The sequence below is a fragment of the bacterium genome, assembly GCA_026398675.1.
Lineage (GTDB): Bacteria > RBG-13-66-14 > RBG-13-66-14 > RBG-13-66-14 > RBG-13-66-14 > RBG-13-66-14.
In genome coordinates, this window is the sequence record JAPLSK010000224.1 from 1 (window position 1) to 3,108 (window position 3,108).

The 3,108-nt window shown below is 67.6% G+C and carries 5 protein-coding genes; 1 reads left to right on the forward strand and 4 read right to left on the reverse strand.

Features of this window, described 5'->3' with window-relative positions; genetic code table 11:
- Window positions 1-165: 165 nt before the first annotated feature.
- Genes NTW26_07210 through NTW26_07220 form a run of 3 tightly spaced genes read right to left on the reverse strand, consistent with a single transcriptional unit; the run spans window position 166 to window position 2,004 of the window.
- The gene (locus NTW26_07210; protein ID MCX7022045.1) at window positions 166-882 is read right to left on the reverse strand and encodes a hypothetical protein; all 717 of its coding nucleotides are present in this window, start codon (window positions 880-882) and stop codon (window positions 166-168) included.
- A 12-nt stretch (window positions 883-894) separates the two neighbouring features.
- Window positions 895-1,596, reverse strand: a complete 702-nt coding sequence (locus tag NTW26_07215) for a hypothetical protein (GenBank protein MCX7022046.1) — start codon at window positions 1,594-1,596, stop codon at window positions 895-897.
- Window positions 1,597-1,611: 15 nt separating this feature from the next.
- Window positions 1,612-2,004: a hypothetical protein gene (locus NTW26_07220; GenBank protein ID MCX7022047.1), complete on the reverse strand. Its 393-nt coding sequence runs from the start codon at window positions 2,002-2,004 to the stop codon at window positions 1,612-1,614.
- Window positions 2,005-2,129: 125 nt separating this feature from the next.
- Between NTW26_07220 and yidD the strand changes: the two genes are divergently transcribed.
- The gene (yidD, locus tag NTW26_07225) at window positions 2,130-2,333 is read left to right on the forward strand and encodes a membrane protein insertion efficiency factor YidD (GenBank protein ID MCX7022048.1); all 204 of its coding nucleotides are present in this window, start codon (window positions 2,130-2,132) and stop codon (window positions 2,331-2,333) included.
- Window positions 2,334-2,823: 490 nt separating this feature from the next.
- Here yidD and NTW26_07230 read toward each other — a convergent pair.
- The coding region (locus NTW26_07230) for a hypothetical protein (protein MCX7022049.1) at window positions 2,824-3,108 on the reverse strand (285 nt) is incomplete at its 5' end.

Below are 3,108 nucleotides of genomic sequence, written 5' to 3' on the forward strand. Positions count from 1 at the left end.
GCCGAGCTGGGCCGCCCGGCGCCGGTCGGCGTAAACGTGCGGGTCGGAGAGCTCACGGGAGAGCTCGTCGTAGTGCGCCATTAGCTTGTCAAGTTTTTCCAGCATGGGCGATAAAAAAGAGGGCGGGTGAGATTATACCACCCCGCGCCTCGCCGGAAGTTTTCGCTAGTAGAAACGGAACGCGACGCCCAGGGTGTAGGTGCCCTTGAGCGCGGGCGGGGAATCGTCCAGGAGCGCCGCCTCGACCCGACCGTTCGCCTCGGGGTGGTCGCTGTACTCCTCGGCGTTTCCCATGAGGCCCCACTCGATGAGCTTGACCCAGGCCGCGGAATCCGCCGGCTGGTACTCCACACCGGTGAAGACCCCGTCCTCCACGGCGACCAGGAGCGCCCCCCAGCCGGTGATGGCCAGCGCCCGGTCGGCGACGACGGCGTCCCAGGCCCCGCGCACCGCCGTGCCCCGGCCGCGCAGGTACTGCGCCGCGGCGAAGAGCTCCGACTCGTCCACGTAGTAGTCGCAGGACTCGATCCAGGCCACCGCCCCGAAGTCGCAGAGGGTCGCCGGTTCGAAGTGGGGCGCCTGTTCCTCGAAATGCGGGTGGGTCCCGATGAGCGAGCGGACGGATTCCACGCGCTCCGGGTCGGCCCCGGCGAGGGGGGAGAGAATCACCTGGAAGGGGTTGTTCTCTTCCACCAGCCGGTCGGCGTCGGCGAGGCAGCCTCCCGGCACTCCCGCCACCAGGCCCGCGTGGCTGACCACGAGGTCCAGGCCGTAGTCCGGCCCGCCGATATAAAACGTGAGGTGGGTGAGGGTGCAGGCGGCGAGGAAGAGCGCCAGCGCGGCGAGGGCGATTCCGGCTACGATGACGGGTACCCGGCGCATCGTTGGCCCCTCCTACTCGAACTTGACCGCGTAGCCCAGGGTGAAGGTGCCCTCGACCAGCGGCGCGACGCCGTCGGCCGTCAGCCACTCCGCGATGCCGTCGGTCTCGGGATCGTCGGCGTACTCCTCGTCGGGGCCGATGACACCCCACTCCCGGAGCTCGGTGTTGGCGGAGTAATCGTAGGGCTGATACTGTGCGCCCTTCAGGGTCCCGTCCTCGATTTCCACGAAGAGCGCCCCCCAGCCGGTGAGCGCCATGCCGCGCCCGTAGACGAAGTCCAGCCAGCCCTCCCGGACTTGCCCCGCCTTGGCGCGCAGGTACTGGGCCATCCGTAGGACGCTCTCGGGAGCGACGGCGGGCTCGGCCCGGACCACCCAGACCACGGTGCCGGGGTCGTGGACCGCCTCCAGCTCCATCATCCGCATCGTTTCCGAGACGTCGCCGAACTCCGTCAGGCGGGCCGCGGCGGCGTTGATGACGCCCGTGTCGGCGTGGGGCAGCGGGATTAAGGCAATCTCGTTGCAGCAGCCCTCGAAGGGGATGAACTCCCGCGTCCACAGGATCCCGCCGGGCCAGCCGCAGACGAATTTGCCGTCGCAGTAGACGAGGTCCAGCCCCGAGTCCGGGCCGCCGACGTACACCTCGTACTCGTGGGCCAGAACCGCGGCGGGGAGGGCGAGAACGACGAGCGACAGGACGAGCCGGCTGTGCATTTTTCTCCTTGGACGTCAGGGGAGCGCCAGGGGTGTCTCTTCGGATTGCGTCAGCGAGAGGAAAAGAAGCACCCCGGACTCGGTGGTCAGGTTGGCGGTGATGGCCCCGGACGAGAGTGGATCGGCGTGGAGCCTGGAGGCGTGGATGCCGGTCAGCTCGGCGGCGTGCTCCTGCATCAGGCGTTCCACGCCCGTGAGCATCTGGGGGCTCATCCCACCGTGAGTGGGCAGGGGCTCGATTTCCCAGACTATGGGCCGGGCACGGACCTCGTCGACCGGCGGCGGCGGCGTCTCCGGCCCCGGGGTCTCGAAGTGCAGCTCGGTGTAGAAGCTCACCGGCTCCGAGGGACCGCCCTCGCAGGAGAGGCCCAGGACAGCGGCAAAAAGAAGCGGTGGGAGAAGTCTCATGGTCCGCGGTCACTCCCCCATTTGAAGGCCTATTGTATAATCCCGCAGTGACGGCTGACAACCCCAAAAATTCCAGCGTGTTACCGCCGCCGGACGACGAGCTTTCCCCCCGGCGCAGGGTCCTCATCGCGCCCTTCGTCGGATTGATTTGGCTCTACCGGCGTCTCATTTCGCCGCTCTTCCCGCCCACGTGCCGCTTCGAGCCCACCTGCAGCGAGTACGCCGTGCTGGCGCTCAGGAAGTACGGCCTGGTGAAAGGACTCGGGAAGGCGATATGGCGGGTGCTGCGGTGCAACCCGTGGGGCGGCTCGGGATACGACCCGCCGTGAGCCGGCATATTTGCATACGCGGGGCGGGGGCCGTGCGTCCCTTTTTTTATCGAACCCGCCCCGGCCCGCAGGCGAGCCGCTCCTAAACGTAGGGCGGGGATTTTAACCGAGCGAACCGAGCGAAGCGAGCTACGCCCCCGGCAAATCCCCGCCGCTTCACCCCTCACCCTTAACCTCCCCCCAGAGGGGGGAGGGGAATAAGGCATCCCTCACCCCCGTCCCCGTCGGCGCGCCGCTCCTAAACGTAGGGCGGGGATTTTAACCGAGCGAACCGAGCGAACCGAGCTACGCCTCCGGCGAACCGAGCTATGCCCCCGGCAAATCCCCGCCGCTTTACCCCTCACCCTAACCCGTAAGCGCGCTTCCCCCCAGAGGGGGGAGGGGAATAAGGCAGCCCTCACCCCCAACCCCGCAGGCGCGCCGCTCCTAAACGTAGGGCGGGGATTTCAATCCCCGCCGCTTTCACACACCAACCCCCACCCCACGTCGGCTAATCGCCACCGCCGCCCATCAGGATGTCCTCGGCCTCCTGGATGTCCATGAGCTCGCCGACCTCGGCGGGCGGCTTGGACGTGCTGTCGGCTCCGGCGGTGATGGTCACCACCCTATCCTTGGCCACGTAGAACTCGCGGCTTATGAGCCCGCCCTGGGTGGCCACCTTCAGCTTGTGCTCGCCCGACAGGAGCTGGAGCCTGCCCTTGGGCAGCTTGCCGATATATAGATCGTCAATCCAGACATCGGCGCCCTCGGGACCCACCATGTTCAGCCAGCCGTA

Excerpts from the sequence above, each read along its gene's own strand:
- NTW26_07210 (MCX7022045.1), bottom strand. The coding sequence starts at position 882 with ATGCGCCGGGTACCCGTCATCGTAGCCGGAATCGCCCTCGCCGCGCTG.
- NTW26_07215 (MCX7022046.1), bottom strand. The coding sequence starts at position 1,596 with ATGCACAGCCGGCTCGTCCTGTCGCTCGTCGTTCTCGCCCTCCCCGCC.
- NTW26_07220 (MCX7022047.1), bottom strand. The coding sequence starts at position 2,004 with ATGAGACTTCTCCCACCGCTTCTTTTTGCCGCTGTCCTGGGCCTCTCC.